The sequence below is a fragment of the Pelomonas sp. SE-A7 genome (assembly GCF_030345705.1).
In the GTDB taxonomy this organism is placed as follows: domain Bacteria; phylum Pseudomonadota; class Gammaproteobacteria; order Burkholderiales; family Burkholderiaceae_C; genus JAUASW01.
Window position 1 is genome coordinate 18,491 of the sequence record NZ_JAUASW010000001.1, and the last position, 20,712, is coordinate 39,202.

General features: G+C 69.1%; 14 protein-coding genes and 1 pseudogene. 13 read left to right on the forward strand and 2 right to left on the reverse strand.

The genetic code is table 11. The features are described 5' to 3' along the window. Positions 1-2 precede the first annotated feature (2 nt). The 4 genes from QT382_RS00055 (at position 3) to QT382_RS00070 (ending at position 4,347) form a co-directional block, all read left to right on the forward strand. Complete coding sequence (locus QT382_RS00055) at positions 3-1,307, forward strand: MFS transporter (RefSeq protein WP_289252007.1); 1,305 nt, start codon at positions 3-5, stop codon at positions 1,305-1,307. A gap of 21 nt (positions 1,308-1,328) precedes the next feature. Next, positions 1,329-2,300, forward strand: a complete 972-nt coding sequence (locus QT382_RS00060; protein WP_289252008.1) for a quinone oxidoreductase family protein — start codon at positions 1,329-1,331, stop codon at positions 2,298-2,300. After that, on the forward strand, positions 2,297-2,932 hold the full coding sequence (locus QT382_RS00065) for a DsbA family oxidoreductase (protein WP_289252009.1): 636 nt from the start codon (positions 2,297-2,299) through the stop codon (positions 2,930-2,932). Before QT382_RS00060 ends, QT382_RS00065 begins: the two co-directional genes overlap by 4 nt. 173 nt (positions 2,933-3,105) lie before the next feature. Further along, positions 3,106-4,347: an EAL domain-containing response regulator gene (locus tag QT382_RS00070; protein ID WP_289252010.1), complete on the forward strand. Its 1,242-nt coding sequence runs from the start codon at positions 3,106-3,108 to the stop codon at positions 4,345-4,347. Here QT382_RS00070 and QT382_RS00075 read toward each other — a convergent pair. After that, positions 4,344-5,348 (reverse strand): AraC family transcriptional regulator, encoded by a 1,005-nt coding sequence (locus tag QT382_RS00075; RefSeq protein ID WP_289252011.1) that lies wholly within the window; start codon positions 5,346-5,348, stop codon positions 4,344-4,346. The genes QT382_RS00070 and QT382_RS00075 overlap by 4 nt on opposite strands. Before the next feature lie 133 nt (positions 5,349-5,481). Here QT382_RS00075 and QT382_RS00080 point away from each other — a divergent pair, with 133 nt between their 5' ends. The 9 genes and pseudogenes from QT382_RS00080 (at position 5,482) to QT382_RS21110 (ending at position 18,158) form a co-directional block, all read left to right on the forward strand. Continuing rightward, complete coding sequence (locus tag QT382_RS00080) at positions 5,482-6,381, forward strand: TauD/TfdA dioxygenase family protein (RefSeq protein ID WP_289252012.1); 900 nt, start codon at positions 5,482-5,484, stop codon at positions 6,379-6,381. A gap of 11 nt (positions 6,382-6,392) precedes the next feature. Further along, positions 6,393-7,925 (forward strand): methyl-accepting chemotaxis protein, encoded by a 1,533-nt coding sequence (locus QT382_RS00085; RefSeq protein WP_289252013.1) that lies wholly within the window; start codon positions 6,393-6,395, stop codon positions 7,923-7,925. 90 nt (positions 7,926-8,015) lie between these two features. Continuing rightward, on the forward strand, positions 8,016-9,677 hold the full coding sequence (locus QT382_RS00090) for a DUF1302 domain-containing protein (RefSeq protein WP_289252014.1): 1,662 nt from the start codon (positions 8,016-8,018) through the stop codon (positions 9,675-9,677). 17 nt (positions 9,678-9,694) lie between these two features. After that, positions 9,695-11,044 (forward strand): DUF1329 domain-containing protein, encoded by a 1,350-nt coding sequence (locus QT382_RS00095; protein ID WP_289252015.1) that lies wholly within the window; start codon positions 9,695-9,697, stop codon positions 11,042-11,044. Between the two features lie 10 nt (positions 11,045-11,054). Next, a complete protein-coding gene (locus QT382_RS00100; protein ID WP_289252016.1) occupies positions 11,055-12,020 on the forward strand; it encodes a WD40/YVTN/BNR-like repeat-containing protein in 966 nt (321 codons plus the stop codon). A gap of 15 nt (positions 12,021-12,035) precedes the next feature. Next, positions 12,036-14,438 carry an efflux RND transporter permease subunit gene (locus QT382_RS00105; protein WP_289252017.1) on the forward strand — a complete coding sequence of 801 codons (2,403 nt, stop codon included), beginning with the start codon at positions 12,036-12,038 and terminating at the stop codon, positions 14,436-14,438. A gap of 82 nt (positions 14,439-14,520) precedes the next feature. After that, positions 14,521-16,569 (forward strand): PKD domain-containing protein, encoded by a 2,049-nt coding sequence (locus QT382_RS00110; RefSeq protein WP_289252018.1) that lies wholly within the window; start codon positions 14,521-14,523, stop codon positions 16,567-16,569. A gap of 149 nt (positions 16,570-16,718) precedes the next feature. Then, positions 16,719-17,588 (forward strand): annotated as a pseudogene (locus QT382_RS21105) (MASE4 domain-containing protein); the annotation flags it as partial. Continuing rightward, a complete protein-coding gene (locus tag QT382_RS21110) occupies positions 17,586-18,158 on the forward strand; it encodes a GGDEF domain-containing protein (RefSeq protein WP_502929876.1) in 573 nt (190 codons plus the stop codon). The pseudogene QT382_RS21105 and the gene QT382_RS21110, both read left to right, overlap by 3 nt. Here QT382_RS21110 and QT382_RS00120 read toward each other — a convergent pair. Next, the gene (locus tag QT382_RS00120; RefSeq protein ID WP_289252020.1) at positions 18,143-20,647 is read right to left on the reverse strand and encodes a sensor domain-containing diguanylate cyclase; all 2,505 of its coding nucleotides are present in this window, start codon (positions 20,645-20,647) and stop codon (positions 18,143-18,145) included. The genes QT382_RS21110 and QT382_RS00120 overlap by 16 nt on opposite strands. Between the last annotated feature and the right edge of the window lie 65 nt (positions 20,648-20,712).

The following is a 20,712-nucleotide window of genomic DNA, read 5'->3' on the forward strand; positions in this document are numbered from 1 at the left end:
CCATGCACCTGCCCCATGACAGCCGCCCAGGCGGCGACAACTACCTGATACGGCCGGCCCAGGCCTGGTTCGCGTTCGCGATGACCTTCGGGCTGATGCTGTTCGACTACATAGACCGCCAGGTCATCGTCTCGCTGTTCCCCTACATCAAGGCCGACTGGGGCCTGTCGGACAAGCAGCTGGGCGGCCTGGTGTCGGTGATCTCGGTCGTGGTGGCCATCGGTGGCCTGCCGGTGGCCCTGCTGGCCGACCGCTACAGCCGCGTCAAGAGCGTGGTCGTGATGGCCACGGTCTGGAGCCTGGCCTCGATCTCCTGCATGTTCGCGCGCAGCTATGGCCAGCTGTTCGCGGCGCGAGCCCTGGTCGGCGCAGGCGAGGCGGGCTACGGCTCGGTCGGTGCCGCGCTGATCGCCAGCCTGTTTCCGCGGCGGCTGCGCAGCGCCTTGCTGGGTGCCTTCTTCGCGGCGGCTTCGCTGGGCTCGGTGCTGGGTGTGCTGCTGGGCGGCTGGATTGCGGCGCACTGGGGTTGGCAGGCGGCCTTCGGCGCCGTGGGCGTGCCAGGTCTTGCCCTGGCCTTGCTCTACATGCTGGTGCGCGACTACAAGACCGTGGACATCCACGGCCAGACCGCCTCGGGCAGCTACCAGACGGTGGCCAGCCTGGTCCGCCGCACGGTCCACACGCTGGCCCGCAACCGCACCCTGGTCTGGGTCTGCTCGGGCGCGGCCATGCAGCTGATCGTCGTTTCCTCGATCTGGTCCTGGCTGCCCAGCTTCCTGAACCGCTACCACAGCCTGGCTGCCGACGTGGCCGGACGACAGGCCGCCCTGGTGGTGCTGGCCGGCGCGCTGGGCGGCTTCATCTGGGGCACGGTGGTGGACCGCTGCTCGCTGGGCCGCGCGCGGCTGCGTCTGCTGATCGTGGCCGGGCTGTGCCTGCTGACCCTGCTGATCTTCGTCAGCGCTTTCGCCCTGATGCCGGCCGGACCGGCCCAGTTCGGCCTGATCCTGGCCGGTGGCTTCGTGATGGCCTGCACCGTGGGACCGATCTCGGCCGTGGTGTTCGACGTGATCCACCCGGCCATGCGCGCCACCGGCGCCGCCGTGCTGTCGCTGGCGCAGAACCTGCTGGGCCTGGCGGTCGGTCCTTTCCTGACCGGCTGGCTGTCCGACCAGATGGGCCTGAACGCGGCCCTGAGCCTGGTACCGCTGTTCGGCCTGCTGGCCGCCGCGGCCTTTGTGCGGGCGATGCGGACCTACGAGTCCGACATGCGCGCCGTGGCCAACGTCCGCATCAGCGCGGAATGATTCCGAAGACGAGGTATTTCCATGAGCAAGGCGATCCGCTTCCACCAGACCGGTGGCCCCGAGGTGCTGCAGTTCGAGACGGTCGAGGTCGGCGACCCCGGCCCCGGCCAGGTGCGCCTGCGCCACACCGGCATCGCAGTCAACTTCATCGACATCTATTTCCGCAGCGGCCGATATCCGGCGGCCCTGCCTTCAGGCCTGGGCTCGGATGCGGTGGGCGTGGTCGAGGCGGTGGGCGAGGGCGTCAGCTTCCTGGCCGTGGGCGACCGCGTCGGCTACCTGCTGGGCCCGCTGGGCGCCTATTCGGAACGGCGCGTGATGCCGGCCGAGGTGCTGATCAAGATTCCCGACGGCATCGACGACGAAACCGCCTCGACCCTGATCATGAAGGGCCTGACCGCCCAGTACCTGTTCCGCCAGGTCTTTCCGCTCAAGGCCGGCGACACCATCCTGTACCACGCGGCTGCCGGCGGCGTGGGGCTGATCGCCTGCCAATGGGCGCGGGCGTTGGGCGTGACCATGATAGGCACCGTGGGCTCGGACGAGAAGGCCGCCATCGCCAAGGCCCATGGCTGCACCCACGTCATCAACTACAGGCGCGAGAACTTCGTCGAGCGGGTCAAGGAGATCACCGAGGGCCGCGGCGTGCCGGTGGTCTACGACTCGGTGGGCAGGGACACCTTGATGGGATCGCTGGACTGCCTGCAGAAGCGCGGCACCCTGGTCAGCAACGGCACCAGCTCGGGCCCGGTCGTCATCGACACCATGCTGCTGGCCATGAAGGGCTCGCTGTGGGTGACCCGGCCGGCCATGGTCGACTACGCGCTGCCGCGGCCCAACATGCTGAAGATGGCCGACGAGCTGTTCGACCTGGTGCTGCAGGGAAGAATCGTCAGCAAGCCGCAGCAGCGCTTTGCCCTGGCCGATGCGGCCGAGGCCCATCGTGCGCTGGAAGCGCGCGAGACCGTGGGCGCGACGGTGCTGATCCCATGACGACCCATCCGCGGCTGCGCGTCGACATCCATGTGGAGCTGATCTGCCCCTGGTGCCAGATCGGCAAGCGGCATTTCGAGCGGGCCCGCGCCCTGCTCAAGGCCGAGCATCCGGAGCTGGCGGTCGAAGTCCACTGGCATCTGCAAACCCTGCTGCCCGACCTGCCCGAAGAGGGCCTGCCTTTCCAGGCCTTCTACGAGCACAGGCTCGGTAGCGCCGCGGCCGTGGCTGTGCGCCAGTCCCAGGTCAAGGCCGCAGGACGTGCGGCGGGCCTGGACTTCGCCTTTGAGCGCATCGAACGAATGCCGCATACCGGCCTGGCCCATGCGCTCTTGGCCGATGCCCGCGAGCAACTCGAGCCCGAGGGCTTCGAGCTGCTGCTGGAGCGACTGTTCGCCGCGCATTTCCAGCAGGGTGAATCGCTGTCCGATCCCCTGCTGCTGGCCGCCCTGGCCGACGGCTTCGGCGTGGTGCCTGCCGCTGTGGCGCGGCCGGCCGTCTCGCCCTTGCAGACGCCGGGCGTGCCTTACTTCGTTTTCAACCGCAGCTATGCCATCAGCGGTGCCCGCCCGGCCAGCGACTTGCTGGCGGTGATGGGCCAGGCCGTGCAACCTGGCCTGTTGCGCGGCTGAAGCCCGTGCTGCTCGCAGAGCGCACGCCGATTCGGGAATAGTTGACATTAGGGAGCCGCGCCGACGCACGGCCCGTCCATGCGCAAAGACTTGCTTGAAGATGGTCACAACGCCGAGAAACCGCAGCGCGACCGGACCGGAAGCAGCTGCCACCGGCGATCAGGAGAGGTTCGATGCAAGCGACAGCGGGGCACGCCGGCCCACCGGCGGCGATGGTCGTCGAAGACAGTGATCTGCAGCGCGCGCAGCTGGTGCAAATGCTCGGCGAGCGCCGCCCGGGTCCTGTGCTGCAGGCCCGTGACGGGCTGGAAGCGCTGCGCCTGCTGCAAAGGCCGGACACCCCGCGCGTCTCGCTGCTGCTCACCGACATCGACATGCCCGGCATGGACGGCATCGAGCTGGTCCAGCATCTGGTCCAGTCCGGCCAGGTCGAGCAGCTGATCGTCACCAGCGGTCGCGACCCGCGCCTGCTTGAAACCATCGAAAGCATGTTCCAGGGCCAGCGGCGGCTGCGCCTGCTCGGCACGCTGCCCAAGCCGGTGAGGGCCGATGCGCTGGAGCGCCTGCTGGAGAAATCCGGTCCCGGCCAGTCCCAGCTCCTGCCTGACGAAGAGGTCGATACCTCCGAAGCGGCCTTGCGCCTGGCGCTGGAGCGCGGCGAGTTCCTTGCCTATTTCCAGCCCAAGCTGGGCATGGCCCGCGGCATCCTGCATGGCTTCGAGGCCCTGGCCCGCTGGCAGCATCCCACGCATGGCCTGCTGGGGCCGCAGAACTTCCTGCGCCAGATCGAGGGCACGCCGCTGCGTGGCGCCTTCACGCTGGCCATCGTCGAGCAGGGCCTGCGCTGGCTGTCGCAATGGCACCGATCGATGCCACAGCTGGGTCTTTCCTTCAATCTCTGCGCCGACGACCTGGCCGACATCGGTTTCGTCAACCAGCTGATCCAGCGGGTCGCCGCCCACAAGCTGCCGGCCCAGCGCATCACCTGGGAGGTGACCGAGACCACCATGCTGGGCGGCCGTGCGATGGCCCACCTGGCGCGGCTGAGCCTCAAGGGTTTCGGCCTGTCCATGGACGATTTCGGCATCGGCTATTCGTCCATGCACACGCTGTCGCGCAGCCCCTTCACCGAGTTAAAGATCGACCGCATCTTCGTGCACGGCGCGGCCGAGCGGGCCAACCGCCGGGCCATCCTCTGCGCCTCGCTGGATATGGGCCGCAACCTGGGCCTGCGCGTGGTGGCCGAGGGCGTGGAGACGCAAGCCGACTGGCAGCTGCTGCGCGAACTGGGCTGCCATCAGGCCCAGGGCTTCCTGGTCGGCCGGCCCGTGCCCGGTGCCGAGGTGCTGGACTGGGTGCGCGGCAACCGGACGCGGCTCAGCGCCCTGGTCGAGGCTCACGCCGTCGCCGCCTAGGCCTTGCCGCGCTGGCGCGCCTCGCTGGGGCTGCTGCCGAATTGGGTCGAGTACCAGCGCGAGAAGCCGCTGGGCGCCGAGAAGCCGAGCAGGGCCGCCACTTCGGTCAAGGGTCGGTCGCTGCCCTGCACATGGCGCTGGGCCAGCTCGGTGCGCAGCTGGTTGATCAGCTCCGAGAAGCTCGTGCCCTCGTCGGCGAGCCGGCGCTGCACGGTGCGGCAGACCAGGCCCAGTTGGTCGGACACCTGCTCGATGGAGCAGCGGCCGCTGGGCAGCAGCAGCAGGGCGGTGCGGCGCACGTCGTCCACCAGCCGGGGTGTGGACTGCGAGCTGCTCAGGCTGGCGTCCAGCAGTTGCTGGGCATAGCGGGCCATGGCCGGATCGGCATTCGGGTTGCAGGTGTCCAGGTCCTGGCGGCCGCAGACGATGCCGTTGAAGTCGTGGCGGAACTCGACGCAGGGGCCGAACACGCGCAGATGGGTGGCGATATCGCGCGGCGCCTCATGGGTGAAGCAGACGCGTCTGGGCCGCCAGTCGGCACCGAGGAACTGGCGCATCAGCCTCAGCATCACGCCGACCGCCAGCTCCATGCCCTGGCGCACCGAGCCGCCGCCGGTGACCACCTCCTCGCGGATCACGACCACGCCGGCCTCCTCCTCGATCACCAGCGCGATGCCGCCATTGAGCGCGAGGTGGTAGCGCAGCAGCACGGCCAGCGATTCGCGCAGCGTGGGCTGGTCGCGTATCAGCAGTCCCACCGGTCCGAGGTTGGACAGCTGGCGGGTCTCGGCCATGCGCAGGCCGAAGGAGTCACAGCCGCTGAGCTGGGCGGCGCGCTCCAGCAGTTCGCCGACCCGCTCGACCGGGATGCGCAGGTCCGGGTCGTCCAGCACCCGGGCCTGCAGCCCGGCCTCGCTCATCAGTCGCAACGGATCGAGACCGAAGCCCCTGGCCAGCTCGGTGAAATTGGTCAGGGCGGCGGCGCGGACTAGGGCGGTCATGCGGGCGGTGCTGGGGAAACCCCGGGGCGGCAATGGCACGGAATGGTAAGTGGGGGTCCTGCCAAGTCAAGCGGGAAGACCGCAGCGACTCCAAACTCCGCGGCAAACTACCCTTGTTCCAGGAGACAAGCCGATGAGCCCCGCCAGTCCCGCCGTCGTCGCTGCCACGTCACTGACCCGGGCCATCCGGGTCGAGCCGCTGAGCTGCGCCCTGGGCGCCGAGCTGTCAAATGTCGACCTGGGCGCGGCCTCGCGCGATGCCGGCCTGGTGCAGGAGATCCGCCAGCTGCTCTTGAAGCACCGCGTGCTGTTCTTCCGCGACCAGGACATCACGCGGGCCGAGCACGTGGCCTTTGCCCGGCATTTCGGCGAGCTGGAGGACCATCCGGTGGCCGGCTCCGACCCTGACCATCCGGGCCTGGTGCGCATCTACAAGTCGCCCGACAGCCCCAACGACCGCTACGAGAACGCCTGGCACACCGACGCCACCTGGCGCGAGAAGCCGCCTTTCGGCTGCGTGCTGCGCTGCGTCGAGGCACCGCCGGTGGGGGGCGACACCATGTGGGCCAACATGGTGCTGGCCTACGAGAGGCTGCCCGAGGAGATCAAGCTCAAGATCGCCGGCCTGCGCGCCCGCCACAGCATCGAGGCCACGTTCGGTGCCGCCATGCCCATCGAGAAGCGCCTGGCTCTCAAGGCCCAGTTCCCCGACGCCGAGCATCCGGTGGTGCGCACCCATCCGGAGACCGGCGAACAGGTGCTGTTCGTCAATGCCTTCACCACCCATTTCACGAACTTCCACCGGCCCGAGAACATCCGCTACGGCCAGGACTACAGCGCCGGCACCAGTCAGCTGCTGCAGTACCTGATCAGCCAGGCCGCCATCCCCGAATACCAGGTGCGCTGGCGCTGGCAGCCGAACAGCGTGGCCTTCTGGGACAACCGCAGCACCCAGCATTACGCCGTGATGGACTACCCGCCCTGCCATCGAAAGATGGAGCGCGCGGGCATCCAGGGCGAAGCGACCTACTGAGCGGGGCCGACATGCGAGCCCTGAGCATTCGGGCCAGGCTGCTGGCCCTGGTCGTCGTCATGGCCGGCCTGCTGGTGCTGGCCGTCGTGGCCAACCTGCTGCGCCAGCGCCAGTCCAGCGAATCCATGCATGCGCTGTATGTGGAGCGCATCGTGGCGCTGCGCCAGCTCAAGCAGGTGTCCGAGGTCTATGGCGACCGCCTCGGCGATGCCGCCCGCAAGGCGGTCAATGGTGCACTGGACACGGCGCAGGCGCTGAAGCGCTGGGACGAGGCCAGCACCGCGGCCGCCAAGGCCTGGCAGGCCTATGCCGAAGCCGTGACCCAGGCCGACGAGCGCGAGCAGGCGGCCAAGGTCGCGGCCCTGATCAAGGCCGCCGAGCCCCGGCTGGCCGAGCTGCGCGAGGCGCTGCAGGGCGAGCGCCTGATCGCGCTGCGCGACCTGGCCGACCAGCCGCTGGATGCGGCCGTGCGGCCGGTGGTCGAAGGCATGGACGGGCTGATCGTCCTGCAGCTGGACGACGCCGAGCGGCGTGACCGCGAGGAGCGCGCCGGCTACGAGGCGGCACGCGTCCGCAATATCGCCATCACGGCCATCGTCCTGCTGCTGCTGGGCCTGCTGGCGCGCAACATCCTGCGCTCGGTGGTCGAGCCGCTGCGCCGGGCCGTGGGCCTGGCCGAGCAGGTCGCGGCCGGTGATCTGCGCGTCGAGGCCGGTGCGGCGGCGGCCGATGAAACCGGCCAGCTGATCCGGTCCATGCAGGCCATGGGCGAGCAGCTGGGCGGCATCGTCCGCCAGGTGCGCGACAGCAGCGAAAGCATCGCCACCGGCAGCAGCCAGATTGCCGGCGGCAATGCCGACCTCAGCCAGCGCACCGAGCTTCAGGCCGGCAGCCTGCAGCAGACCGCGGCAGCGATGGACGAACTCAGCCGCACGGTCCAGCACAACGCCGAGACCTCGCAGCAGGCCGCGTCCTCGGCTGGCGAGGCGGCCGGCGTGGCCGAGCAGGGCGGCGCGGCCGTGGCCCGCCTGGTCCAGGCCATGGACCAGATCGGCGGCGCCAGTCGTCGCATCTCGGACATCACCGGCGTGATCGACGGCATCGCCTTCCAGACCAATATCCTCGCGCTGAACGCGGCCGTGGAAGCGGCGCGGGCCGGCGAGCAGGGCCGCGGCTTCGCGGTCGTGGCCGGCGAGGTACGGGCCCTGGCCCAACGCGCCGCCCAGGCCGCGCGCGAGATCAAGTCACTGATCGCCGAAAGCAGCGCCCGCATCGAGGCCGGCGGCCAGCATGCGGCCGAGGCGGGGCGCACGATGGACCAGGTGGTCGCCGGCTCGCAGCAACTGAGCCAGCTGGTCGGCGAGATCAGCGAGTCCAGCGGGCGCCAGTCCGACGACATCCAGCGTGTGGTCGCGGCCCTGGCCCAGCTGGACCAGATGACGCAGCAGAACGCGGCCCTGGTCGAGCAGAGCGCGGCCGCGGCCGAGAGCCTCGAGCAGCAGGCCGCTTCGCTGAAGCAAGTCGTCGAACAGTTCCGCGTCTGAGCCGCGTCCCCCCCGGCCAAGAGGGGGGAAAGCGCGGGGGGCGAAATCCAGAATTTCCGCGTGATCACTACAACAACCCGCGGAGACAACGTGAGCCCCAAGACCTCCCTTTCCGTCCTGCGCCTGAGCCCCCTGGCCCTGGCCCTGCTGGCCGCCACAGCCGGCGCCGGCGAGCTGACGACCGGCAATCCGGACCTCAGCATCCGCTTCGACAACACGCTGCGCCTGAACTACGCGCAGCGGGTCGAGGACCGCGACATCAAGATCGGCAACTCGGCCATCGCCGACGAAGGCACCTTCAGCTTCGACAAGGGCGAGGCCGTGGCCAAGCGGGTCGACCTGCTGAGCGAGTTCGACCTGGTCTGGAAGAAGCGCTATGGCGTCCGCGTCAGCGCCACGGCCTGGCGCGACTACGCCTACGACCAGGCCAGCCGCACCAATCCCAACGCGCCGTTCTCGGCCATCCCCAGCTACACCGGCAAGACCTACAGCCCGCTGATCCAGCGCCTGTACCGCGGCGGCTCGGGCGAGTTCATGGACGCCTTCGTGTTCGGCGGCTTCGATGCCGGCGAGGTGCCGGTGCAGCTCAAGCTGGGCCGCCACACGGTCTACTGGGGCGAGTCCCTGCTGCTGGGTGGCAATATGCATGGCATCGCCTATTCGCAGAATCCGCTGGACCTGCAGAAGGGCTTTGCCACGCCGGGCACCGAGGCCAAGGAGCTGTTCCGCCCGCTGAACCAGCTGTCCATGCAGGCCCAGCTCAGCGAGACCGTCTCGCTGCAGGGCCAGTACATGCTGCAGTGGGAGCCGTTCCGCTATCCGGAAGGCGGCACCTACCTGGGCCCGGTGGACTTCGCCTTCAACGGCCCCAACCGCCAGTACATCTCGGCCGGCCTGGGCTTTGCCGCCAACGGCGGCACGGTCGGTCCCAAGCAGCGCGGCGAATGGGGCCTGGCCCTGCGCTGGAGCCCCGAGTGGCTGGACGGCACGCTGGGCTTCTATGTGCGTGACTTCGCCGACAAGATGCCGCAGTCGCTGATCACCCAGGTGGCGCCCAACAACAGCCGCTACAACCTGGTCTATGCCGACGGCATCAAGCTCTTCGGCATCAGCCTGGCCAAGAGCATTGCCGGCCTCAGCCTGGGCGCCGAGTACTCGATCCGCCACAACACGCCGCTGTCCAGCCAGGTGCTGGGCATCTCGCCGGGCCTGCCGGCGCAAGGCGCGACCAACGGCCCGCGTGGCGACACCCACCATGCCCTGGTCAACCTGCTGGGCGTGGGCGGCCAGACCGGCCTGTGGGATGCATCGAGCTGGGCGGTGGAGTTCACCGCCAGCAAGTACACCAAGGTGCGCAGCGGCGCCAACCTGTTCAATGCCCAGGGCTATGCGCCCTGCGCCGGCAAGGACCTGTGGGACGGCTGCTCCACCAAGGGCTACCTGGGCGTGGGCCTGGCCTTCACGCCGACCTGGTTCCAGGCCATGCCGGGCGTCGATGTCTCGGCACCGCTGACCTACTCGGTCGGCCTGCGCGGCAATGCCGCCACCGTCTTCGGCGGCAACGAGGCCATGGGCAATCTGAGCGCCGGCATCAGCTTCGACATCCAGCAGAAGTACCGCATCGACCTGAAGTACATCGACTACGTCGGCCAGTACAAGGACAACGGCACGGCTGTCACGGCCCAGAACGGCTTCACCACGCTGCTGCGCGACCGCGGCTTCGTCAGCCTGACCTTCAAGACCACCTTCTGACGCCAGGAGTGCGCACCATGAAGAACCAATCCATCAATCTGCTGCTGGCCCTGATGGCCGTCGGCTCGCTGCCGGCCCTGGCCGGCGTCACGGCCGAAGAGGCCAAGCAACTGGGCGGCCTGCTGACCGGCGTCGGCGCCGAGAAGGGCGCCAACAAGGATGGCTCCATCCCGGCCTACACCGGCGGCCTGACCACGCTGCCTGCTGGCTACAAGTCCGGCGACGGCATCCGCCCCAATCCCTATTCCAGCGAGAAGCCGCGCTACAGCATCGATGCCAAGAGCCTGGCCCAGTACGCCGACAAGCTGACCGAGGGCAGCAAGGCCCTGCTGCAGAAGTACCCGGCCAGCTTCCGCATCGACGTCTACCCGACCCAGCGCAGCGTGGCCTTCCCCAAGTGGGTGATCGAGGGCACGGCCAAGAATGCGGTCAAGGCCAAGACCACCAACGACGGCCGTTCGATTGCCGATGCCCATGCCGGCTTCCCGTTCCCGATTCCCAAGAACGGCTACGAGGCGATGTGGAACCATCTCTTGCGCTTCAACGGCCAGGCCTACGAGGCCAAGTACCGCAACCTCAATGTCGATGCCAGCGGCCGGCCCATCCTGGCCACCGAAGGTGTCAGCACGCAGGAGTATCCGTACTGGGATCCGGCCAAGACCAGCGACACCTACTGGAAGATCAAGCTGAGCTACACCGGACCGGCCCGCCGCGCCGGCGAGGGCCTCTTGATCATCGACCCGCTGGACGTGGGTGAGAAGCAGCGCCGGGCCTGGACCTATCTGCCGGGTCAGCGCCGGGTCAAGGTCGCGCCCGACCTGGCCTTCGACACGCCCAACCCCGGCACGGCCGGTGCGTCGACCTTCGACGACACCTTCATCTTCAATGGCTCGATGGACCGCTTCGACTTCAAGCTGGTCGGCAAGAAGGAGATGATTGTTCCGTACAACGCCTATGCGGCGGTCTATGGGGCCAAGCAGGACGATCTGCTCAAGGCCAAGCACCTGAATCCCGACCTGGTGCGCTGGGAGCTGCACCGCGTCTGGGTCGTCGAGGCGACCCTGCGCGAAGGCAAGCGCCATGTCTACAGCAAGCGCACCTTCTACCTGGACGAGGATTCCTGGGCGGCCCTGGCCTCGGATTCGTACGACGCCCGCGGCCAGCTCTACCGTGCCGGCTTTGCCTACATGGCACCGAGCTACGACCTGCCGGCCCCGTACACCGACATGTTCGGCCACTACGACCTGATCGGCGGTGTCTACGCGCTGACCGGCTTCATCGCCGAAACCGGCGGCCTGCGCCACACCAAGCCGCTGGCCGAGCGTGAATGGACGCCGGATTCGCTGGCCGGCGCCGGCATCCGCTGATAGTCGGACCATGAAGCGCATCGTGCTCCCGCTGCTGCTGGCGGCGGCCGCTATGGCGGCCTCGGCCGCCGGCTTCCGCGACCCGCTGGACCAGCCGGCCCAGGCCAGTCGCCTGGCGCCCAAGGCCTCGTTGTCGGCGGTGGCGCGGGTCGGCGCCGGCCTGGTCGTCGCCGGTTCGCGCGGCCATGTGCTGCGCTCCGACGACGAAGGCCGGACCTGGCAGCAGGCCTCGGTGCCGGTCAGCTCCGACCTGGTGGCGCTGAGCTTCCCGGACGCGCTGCACGGCTGGGCCGTGGGCCACGATGCCGTCATCCTCGCCAGCAGCGACGGCGGCAAGAGCTGGCAGCGCCAGTTCGATGGTCGCCAGCTGGGGCCCCAGGGGGCCGAGAGCCCGCTGCTCGATGTCTGGTTCGACGACGCGAGTCGCGGCTGGGCGGTCGGCGCCTTCGGCCAGATCCTGAGCACCGGCGACGGTGGCAAGACCTGGACCGGCTTGCCCGCGGCGCAGAGCGACAACCCCAAGGCCCTGCACCTGTATGCGGTGCGCCGCATTGCCGGCAGCCTCTACCTGGCCGGCGAGCAGGGCCTCTTGCTGCGCTGGGACGACAAGGCGCAGCGCTTCGCAGCGCTCAGCCAGCCCTATGCCGGCACGCTGTTCGGCATCACCGGCGACGGCGGCCTGCTGCTGATCCACGGCCTGCGCGGCCATGCGCTGCGCAGCGTGGATGGTGGCAGGAGCTGGGAGCCGGTTGCCACCGGCCTGCAGGTCGGCCTGACCGGCAGCGCCCGCACGGCCGAAGGCCACTGGCTGCTGGCCAGCCAGGCCGGCCATGTGCTGCTCAGCCGCGACGAGGGCCGCAGCTTCCAGCCACTGAAGCTGCAGCGGCCGCTGCCCATCTCCGGTCTGGCCACGGTCGGCCAGCGCGGCCTGCTGCTGGTCGGTCCGCGCGGCCTGCAGACCCAGAACCTGCCCTGAGGGCCCGAGGACCTTATGCACGGCCCGATAGAACAAGCCGAACTGCTGCCGGCCACGCTGGAACAGTTCGACACCCGCTCCGGCTCGCGCCTGGAGCGCGCCGTCTTCAACCATCGCCGCTGGGGTCTGCTGCTTTGCCTGCTCGCCACCGTGGTGCTGGCCTGGGCGGCATTGACGAAGCTGAAGCTGAACGCCAGCTTCGAGAAGATGATTCCGCGCAGCCATCCGCACATCCAGGCCTACCTGGAGCACAAGCTGGAGCTGCGCGGCCTGGGCAACTCGCTGCGCCTGGTCGTCGAGAACCCGAGCGGCGACATCTTCGACGCCAGGTACCAGCAGGCGCTGAAGGAGATTCACGACGAGGTCTTCCTGACCGCGGGCGTGGACCGGGCCTGGGTCAAGTCGCTGTGGGCGCCCGGCGTGCGCTGGACCGAGGTGACGGAAGAAGGCTTCCGCGGCGGTCCGGTGATGCCCGACAACTACGACGGGTCGGCCTCGGCCACCGAGCAGTTGCGCGCCAACATCGCGCGCTCAGGAATCGTCGGCAGCCTGGTCGGCACCGACTTCCGCTCCAGCATGCTGCTGGTGCCGCTGCTGGACCAGGACGTGGCCAGCGGCAAGGCGCTGGACTACCGGGCGCTCTCGCAGGCCATCGAGCAATTGCGGGCCAAGCACGAGGCCAAGGGCACGGTGCGCATCCAGGTGATCGGCTTCGCCAAGCTGGTCGGCGAACTGATCGAAGGCCTGTACCAGGTGGCGGTCTACTTCGCCCTGGCGGCGGCCGTGGCGGCCCTGATCATCTACGGCTACACACGCTGCCTGCGCAGCACCGGCCTGGTGATCGCCTGCTCGCTGGTGGCCGTGGTCTGGCAGCTGGGCCTGGTGGCCCTGCTGGGCTTCGAGCTGGACCCTTATTCCATCCTCGTGCCCTTCCTGGTGTTCGCCATCGGCGTCAGCCATGGCGCGCAGAAGATGAACGGCATCATGCAGGACATCGCCCGCGGTGCCCATCGCCTGGTCGCCGCACGCTACACCTTCCGCCGCCTGTTCCTGGCCGGGCTGACCGCGCTGCTGGCCGATGCCGTGGGCTTCGGCGTGCTGATGGTGATCGACATTGCCGTCATCAAGGATCTGGCGCTGACCGCCAGCATCGGCGTGGCCGTGCTCATCTTCACCAACCTGCTCCTGCTGCCGGTGCTGCTGAGCCATGTGGGCGTCAGCCCCAAGGCCGCGGCCCGCGCGCTCAAGGCCGAGCAGCAGGGCACCGGCATGAACCGGCTCTGGGCCTGGCTGGAGCGCTTCACCCAGCGGCGCTGGGCCCTGGCCACGGTGCTGGTCTCGGCGCTGCTGGGGCTGGGTGGCTGGTGGACCAGCCGCCAGCTGCAGATCGGCGACCTGGACCCCGGTGCACCCGAGCTGCGCGCCAGCTCGCGCTACAACCGCGACAACGCCTACATCACCAGCCACTACTCGCTGTCCAGCGATGCCTTCGCCGTCATCGTCAAGACGCCGGCCGAGGGCTGCCTCAAGTACGAGACCCTGGTCGAGGCGGATCGTCTGGCCTGGCAGCTGCAGCAGGTCGAGGGCGTGCAGACCACGGTGGCCCTGACCAATGCGGTGCGCCAGATCGTGGCCGGCAGCAACGAAGGCGCGCCCAAGTGGCTGACCCTGGCCCGCAACCAGGACGCGCTGAACTACGCGGCCCAGCAGGCCAGCGTCAACAACCCCGACCTGTTCAACACCGCCTGCTCGGTGATGCCGGTGATCGCCTACCTGGCCGATCACAAGGCCGGCACGCTGGACAAGGTCTCGGCCGCTGCCGCCGCCTTTGCCGCCGAGCACAACACCGAGGAGCGTCAGTTCCTGCTGGCCGCGGGCAGTGCCGGCATCGAGGCCGCCACCAACGAGGTGGTGCGCAAGGCCTGGGTGCAGATGCTGGGTCTGGTCTATGCGGCCGTGATCGCTCTGAGCTTCATCACCTTCCGTTCCTGGCGCGCCGTGGTCGTGGCCATCGTGCCCCTGGTGCTGACCTCGGTGCTGTGCGAGGCCCTGATGGTGTGGCTGGGTCTGGGCGTCAAGGTGGCCACGCTGCCGGTGATCGCGCTCGGAGTCGGCATTGGCATCGACTACGCGCTCTATCTGCTGTCGGTGCAACTGGCCCAGCAACGCGCCGGCGCGAGCCTGGGCCAGGCCTACCGCAGCTCGCTGCAGTTCACCGGCAAGGTGGTGGTGCTGGTCGGCGTGACCCTGGCGGCCGGCGTGGCGACCTGGGCCTTCAGTCCGATCAAGTTCCAGGCCGACATGGGCCTCCTGCTGGCCTTCATGTTCGTCTGGAACATGGTGGGCGCGGTGCTGCTGATTCCGGCGCTCTCGCATTGGTTGCTTCCCTCGCGGCCGCAGCCGCCGAGCCGCGGCTGATCCGTCGCGGCCAACGCAAGGCCGGCCGTCGCGCCGGCCCGGCGTTTTCCATTTCACACCCTTTAGTTCCAAGGACATCGAGATGAAGAAGATCCTCGCCGGGATGGCCGCCATCCTGGCCGTCGTGCTGGCCGCCTGTGGTGGCAGCTCCGATCCGGCGGCGCCGGCAGCGTCAGTCACCCCGACCAATCCGAATGCGCTGTTCCAGGTGGGCGCGGCCTCGGTCAGCATCGCGCCGCAGACGCCGGTGTTCGCCGGCGGCTCGTCCGACAAGGCCAAGCCCGCCATCCAGCTCAGCAATGACCCGCTGGAGGTGCGCGCCTTCGTGGTCGCCAAGGGCGACAAGGCCGTGGCGTTCGCCGTTGTCGACAGCACCGGCTGGTTCGCCGAATATCAGGGCGCCGAGGCCGGCTACGGCCAGTTCGGCGCCCGTGTGGATGCAGCGCAGAAGCTCGTCGACCGCGGCTTCAAGGTCGACCGCTCGGCGGTGCTGGTGTCGACCACGCACTCGCATGCCACGCCGACCGTGGTCGGCATCTGGGGCCTGATGGGCCCCGAGAACCGCGCCTACGTAAAGCTGGTTCATGATGCCGTCGTGAAGGCGGTGGACCAGGCAGCCGCCAATCTCAAGACCTCGGAGCTGTGGGTGGCCAATGGCGACATCGCGGCGATGGTCTGGCAAAACGGCCAGGGCACCAACCATCCGGACGGCTTCGGTGTCGACAGCCGTCTGCCCATCCTGTGGGCGCGCGACCCGGCCACCGGCGCTACCAACGCGCTGCATGTGAGCGTGCCGACCCATCCGGACCAGTTCCGCCCGTTCAATGGCACGGTGGTGCAGGGCTACTCGGCCGACACGCCGGGCTATGTGCGCAAGCAGCTCGATTCGGCCTTCGGCGGCACCGCCGTTGTGGGCTCGGGCACGCTGGGCCGCCAGGAGCCTCCGGGCCAGAATCCCGACTATGCCGAGGTCGCCTACCAGGGCGAGTACCTCGTCAACGCCGTGCACCTGGCCATGGCCAAGGCCCAGCCGCTGAAGGCCGACACGCTGGCCAGCGCCGAGATGCTGATTCCCAACATCACCGTGGGCTCCAGCGCCGGCAACCAGGGGCTGCTGTCCTTGATGAAGTACAACGCATCGAACGGGCCCTTTGGTGGTCCCAATTGCAATGCAGCGCTGGGCGGCAACTGCTCGATCCCGCGCGCCCTCGCGGCCCCCTGGTGCGTGGGCAACTGTTCGGTCAGCGGCAGCGGAGCCACCACGATGGGCACCTATGTCACGGCCTTGCGCATCGGCCCGCTGATGTACGTCAGCAACCCGGGCGAATCCTTCCCCGAGGTCAACGACGCGATCCGCAACGCGGTGCTCGACGCGCAATCGGTCAACGCCGTGGGCACGGCCGGCGACTTCCTCGGCTACAACTGGGCGGCCGGCGACTACAGCACGGCGCAGATCGGTTCGGCTGACTTCCTGAAGTACAACGTGGGCCCCGACCTGGGCCAGCTGATCGCCGATGCCGGCTATGCCACGGCCTCTGCCCTGGGCTTCAAGGTCAAGTCCGCGAAGGAGCTGGTGAAGGCGCAGTTCGACAGCAGCGTGCCGGACCTGCCGGGCCTGCAGTACTACTCGACCAAGCTGGCAAGCATGGCCGGCAGCATCAGCTTCTACGCGTCCACCGGTCAGCCGCAGAGCAACTGGCAGAAGCCGGCCCATGCACTGAGTCAGATCGTGTGGGACTTCGGCGATGGCAGCGCCAGCGTGGCGAGCGACAGTGCGCAACGCCTGAGTCATGCGTTCACGACGCCGGGCGCCTTCAAGGTGACCGCCCGGGTCACTGACAACACGACCGGCAAGTCGCGTGCCTGGAGCCAGACGCTGACCATCCATGCGCCTCTGCTGCTGAATGTGAGCAGCGCGGTGGAGAAGGGTGACATCAACAGGACGCGACTGACGCTGAACGCCACCGGCGGCCAGGGCACGCTGCTGGCCGTGCGCTGGAGCTGCCCGGACGGCACGAAGCCGGAAGGCCTGAGCGTCACCTGCAGCAGCCTCTCTGGTGGCCGCGTCGTCAGCGTCACCGCCTGGGACGGCGCCGGCAATTCGGCAACGGCCCAGGGCCAGCTGCAGTAGCCGGCCGCCGCGCGATCTGCGCGGCCGTCCGCGCTGACCATGCCTGAAATCGGCGATTGAAAGCGCGCCGGTCACGCGGTACAAGGGGGCCAGGGAGTCCGCCAGGTCAGCGCCCATGCAGCGCGGCCCCAGAGCGAGACGAGGAGTCGATGCCAGACAGGCTGCTCAAGCAGGAAGCCCTGTTCCTGTCCACGCTGCAGGCCGGCCGCACCGAGCGGCGCCTGGCGCTGGCCGTGGTCGCGCTGTCGGTCCTGCTGTTCGCCATCATGGCGCCGCAGGCCAGGACCCAGCTGCAGGCGTTCTGGGCCTTCATTCCGGCCTACGAGTCGGCGCTGATCGTCACCGACCTGGTGACCGCGGCCCTGCTGCTGAATCAGTTCCTGTCGCTGCGCAGCCGCTCGCTGTTCGTGCTTGCGGCGGCCTATCTGTTCACGGCCCAGATGACGGTCGTGCATGCCCTGACCTTCCCGGGCCTGTTCGCGCCGACCGGTCTGCTTGGGGCCGGGCCGCAGACCACGGCCTGGCTCTACATGTTCTGGCATGGCGGGTTCCCGCTGTTCGTCTGTGCCTACGCGCTGTTGAAGCGGCAGGACAAGATCGCCGATCCCAGGCAGTCCGCCATGCACAGGATCTGGCCGCAGACGCTGGCCTTGCTGGCGGTGCTGGCCGTACCGGTGCTGCTGCTGAGCCTGCTGGCCACACGCTGGATCGCGCTGCTGCCGGCCATCATGGAAGGCAATCGCTACACGCCGGCCATGATCCTGGTGGTCGGCGCCGTCTGGTGCTTCAGCATGGTGGCCCTGGTCCTGCTGTGGCTGAGCCGGCCGCATTCGGTGCTGGACCTGTGGCTGATGGTGGTGATGGTGGCCTGGCTGATCGACATCGCGCTGTCGGCCGTGCTGAACCAGGGCCGCTTCGACCTGGGCTTCTATGCCGGCCGGGTCTACGGCCTGCTGGCTTCGAGCTTCGTGCTGCTGGTGCTGCTGGTCGAGAGTGGCCTTCTGTACCGCCAGTTGGTGCAGTTTGCCGGGGCCTTGCAGCGCATCACCTTGCTCGACAGTCTGACCGGCGTTGCCAATCGGCGGGCTTTCGATGCCGGGCTGATGACGGAATGGCGGCGCTGCCTGCGCTCCGGCCATCCGCTGTCGCTGCTGATGGTCGATATCGACCATTTCAAGGACTACAACGACCGGCATGGCCACCAGGCCGGCGACGACTGCCTGCGCAGTGTGGCCCAGGGCCTTCAGGCCTCGCTGCAGCGCGGCTCCGACATGCTGGCCCGCTACGGCGGCGAGGAGTTCGCCGTGCTGCTGCCCGAGGCCGATGCCGACACGGCGCGGCGCATGGGTGAGCGGCTGCGGGCCCAGGTGGCCCAGCTGGCGACCGGGCTGCAGTCCTCTCGCGAGGGCCGCGCCGTCTCGGTCAGCGTGGGCGTGGCAACCCTGGTGCCCACCGCAATGCCGGTGGCGCAAACGCTGGAGGAACAGCTGGCCTGCCTGATCAGGCAGGCCGACCAGGCGCTCTACAGCGCCAAGGACCAGGGGCGCGATCGGGTGGTGCAGGCGCCTCTGCTTCAGTCGTCGCAGTAGCGGTCGCGGCCGGCGGCCTTGGCGGCATAGAGCCGCGCATCGGCCAATCGCGTCAACGTGCGTGGATCGAGTTCCTGTTCGCCGGCATAGGCGGCCACGCCCACGCTGGTGGTGATGGTCACGGTCCGGCTTTCCAGCAGGAAGGGCGCATGCATGGCCTGGACGATGTTGGCTGCCACATGGCTGGCATGCGCGGCCTCGGCCAGGCCTTCCAGCACGACGGCGAATTCGTCCCCGCCCGGCCGCGCCACGGCATCGCCGACGCGCAGCGCTCGCGACAGCCGGCCGGCAAAGGCGCAAAGCAGCAGGTCGCCGGCCTGGTGGCCCAGGCTGTCGTTGATCTGCTTGAAACCGTCCAGGTCCAGCAGCAGCAGGGCCATCGGCTTGCCGGTCGCCCGGCTGCGCTGCATGGCCTCGTGCAGCCGCTGCTCGAAGCCGGCGCGGTTGAGCAGGCCGGTCAGCGGGTCGGACTGGCTCAGCTCGAACAAACGGCGCTCTTCCAGCTTGTGGGCCGTGGTGTCCTGGACCATGGCGACGAAGCCCAACACCTCGGCGCCGTCCTCGGCGAACTGGGGCAGGTAGCTGACGCGGTAGCAGCGATAGCCTTCCCGGGTGGTCATCTCGCTGTCGAAGAACACGGCCTCGCCGCGCAAGGCCCGCTGGATGTAGGGCTCGGCCTGGGCGTAGGCCGCCTCACCCACCAGCTCCCGCACGGTCAGGCCCAGCAACTCGTCGCGGGAGCGGCCGAACGAGCCCTCGTAGGCCAGGTTCATGAAGCGGTAGCGCTGCTGGGCGTCGATGAAGGAGATGCGCATCGGCAGCCGGTCGGCGATGGAGCGCAGGCGCCGCTCGCTCTGGCGCAAGGCCGCCTCGGCGCGCTTGCGCGGCGTGATGTCGCTGGCCAGCGCGTAGAAGCCGATGCTGCCGTCGCTGCCGCGGCGCGGGACCAGGTTCACGTGGATCCAGCGCTCGCCCTGCAGGCTGCGGACATGGCGCTCGTAGCTGGCCGATTCGCCGCGCTGGGCGGCTTCCATGTGGGGGCCGATCTCGGCCCAGACCTGCTCGCCCAGGACGTCGCGCACCGTGCGGCCGACGATGGTCTCCGGCGCGATCCCCAGCCAATCCAGGTAGGTCCGGTTGGCAAAGCGGTAGCGGGTCTCGGCATCATGGTCGGCAATCAGCGCCGGGGCGTTGTCGGTGATGGCGCGCAGCCGCTCTTCGTTGCTGGCGAGCCGGGCCTCGGCCTCGCGCCGTTCGGTCACGTCGCGCAGCATCAGCTGGGTCTGCCAGCGGCCACGAGCATCCAGATGGCGGGCGGCCTGGGCTTCGACGTCGATGGCGCGGCCGCCCGCACCCCTGAGCGCCAGGTACTGTTGCTGGCCCGCGCCTTCGGACAGCCAGCGCTTGAGCACCAGACCATTGCCATGGGCCAGCTCGCCGAGCGTGAGCGAAGCTGCCGTTTCGGTCGTCAGGTCCAGCAGCTTGCGGGCGGCCGGGTTGACGGCGCCGACGCGGCCGTCCGGATCGACCATCAGGATGGCTTCGTTGGCATGCAGGAACAGCGCCTGCTGCTGACGCTTGCTGGCCAGCAACTCGGCCGCCAGGCCGCAGATCAGCACGCTGGTGCAGGCTTGCGCCGTGACATAGCTCCACAGGGCCAGCAGGCCGGCATGGGTGTCGTGGCCGACGAAGGGGCCGGCGCCGGCGGCCGTGCCCCAGGCCGCCGTGCCGGACAGCAGCAGCACGGCCACCGAGGCGGTCCAGACGCCCGAACGCAGGGCCAGCAGCGTGATCAGGAACAGCGGCAGGGCCAGCAGCGGAAAGGACAGCACCGGCGGCGGCGCGGTCCAGGGCGAGAACGCGATCCAGGCGCAGAACACCGCCAGCAGCAGCAGCACCAGGTTGATGCGTCCGGCGCGTCCGGCAAAGCCCTGACGCAGTGCCCCGCCCGAAGCCGCCACCAGCGGAATGCCGCCCAGCAAGGCGCCGACCGCATCGCCGGTCCACCAGGTCATCCAGGTCGCCAGGCCCTGGCCGGACGGGACCGCGGCGGCCGCATGCAGCCATGACGTGCCATTGCTGGCCGTGACCAGCATGCCCAGCAGCACGGCCAGCAGATAGACGCCCAGGTCGCGACGGCGGGTCAGGGCCGGATCAAATTCCCAGTGCTTCAGCAGCCGGGCCGACAGCCAGGGCCCGCCGGCATTGCCCAGCGCGATGCCGGCCGCGGCCCAGGCCGGGCCGCCCAGCTGCAGATTCACCGCAAAGGCGGCCAGCAGCACGGCCGAGGCCATTGCGCCGCCCCAGCGCAGATAAGCTGCAATGGCCACGCCCGTGGGCAGCCAGAACAGCGACACATGAGACCCGATGTACGGGATCAGGAGGCCCAGGCGGGCGGTCAGGTAATAGGCCAGGGCGACGCCGGCCAGGCGCAGGGCGAACCCCAGGCCCGGCGGACGCAGACTCCGGCCACCGGCGATGGCATGCACTTTTCGGTTCCCAACGTGGCGTTGCGATGACGCCCAGGCTTCCCTGCTTGGTCTTGGCGCGCTCT